Raw genomic sequence first — 1479 nt, forward strand, 5'->3', positions numbered from 1 at the left:
GGTCCGCACCGCGAGGTGCGGGCCCCGGCTTGTCTGCTGTCTCCACCTTTGTCGTACCTGCCGGTTTCAGGAGGGCTTTTCCGCATGACCAGCTCCAGCTCCGCACGACCCAGCCGCCGCCCCAGCCGGGGCCGAGGCGCGGCCCAGGGACGTCCGAAGGCTGGTGCGGGGCGGCAGAAGCCCGCACCCGTGGCCAGGCCCCAGGAATTCACCATGCCCGAACCGCAGACCCCGGCCCTCCCGCCGGTGGCCGCGTTCGAGGACATGGACATGCCCGAGGCGCTGCTGAAGACCCTCGCCGCCCAGGGCGTCACCGAACCCTTCCCGATCCAGGCCGCGACCCTGCCGAACTCCCTCGCGGGCCGCGACCTCCTCGGCCGCGGACGCACCGGTTCCGGCAAGACCCTCGCCTTCGGCCTGGCCCTCCTCGCCCGCACCTCCGGCCGCCGCGCCCAGCCCAAGGCGCCGCTCGCGCTGGTCCTCGTACCGACCCGCGAGCTCGCCCAGCAGGTCACCGACGCCCTGACCCCCTACGCCACGGCCGTCAACCTGCGCGTCGCCACCGTCGTCGGCGGCATGTCCATCAACCGGCAGGCCGGCGCCCTGCGCCGCGGCGCCGAGGTGCTCGTCGCCACCCCCGGCCGCCTCAAGGACCTCATCGACCGCGGGGACGCCGACCTCTCGCAGGTCTCGATCACCGTCCTCGACGAGGCCGACCAGATGACCGACATGGGCTTCATGCCGCAGGTCACCGCCCTGCTCAAGCAGGTCGAGCCCGGCGGGCAGACCATGCTGTTCTCGGCGACCCTCGACAAGAACGTCGACAAGCTCGTCAAGATGTTCCTGACCGACCCGGTCGGCCACTCCGTCGACCCGTCGGCCGGCGCGGTCACCACCATGGAGCACCACGTCCTGTACGTCATGGACGAGACCGACAAGAAGGCCGTGGCCACGCGCATAGCCGCCCGCGACGGCCGGGTCATCATGTTCGTCGACACCAAGCGCGGCGTCGACCGCATGGTCAAGAAGCTCCTCGCCGAGGGCGTGCGCGCCTCCGGCCTGCACGGCGGCCGCTCCCAGCCCCAGCGCAACCGCACCCTGGACTGGTTCAAGACCGGCGAGGTCACCGCGCTGATCGCCACCAACGTGGCCGCCCGCGGCATCCACATCGACGACCTCGACCTGGTCGTCAACGTCGACCCGCCCACCGACCACAAGGACTACCTGCACCGCGGCGGCCGCACCGCCCGCGCCGGCGAGTCCGGCAGCGTGGTCACCCTGGTCCTGCCCGACCAGAAGCGGGACATGACCCGGCTGATGTCGGACGCCGGGATCTCCCCGCGCACCGCGCAGATCAAGTCCTCCGACGAGGAACTCGCCCAGCTCACCGGCGCCCGCGAGCCCTCCGGCATCCCCGTCGTCCTGGAGGTCCCCCAGCCGCCCGCGCAGCCCAAGGCGCGCAGCGGCTCCGGCTCGGGC

General features: G+C 72.5%; 1 protein-coding gene. It reads left to right on the plus strand.

The window, feature by feature from the left end:
* Nucleotides 1-84: 84 nt before the first annotated feature.
* Nucleotides 85-1479, plus strand: a 1395-nt coding sequence (locus tag VR44_RS36180; protein ID WP_045951901.1) for a DEAD/DEAH box helicase, incomplete at its 3' end; no start/stop codon positions are given.

The organism is Streptomyces katrae (genome assembly GCF_000966975.1).
Lineage (GTDB): Bacteria > Actinomycetota > Actinomycetes > Streptomycetales > Streptomycetaceae > Streptomyces > Streptomyces katrae.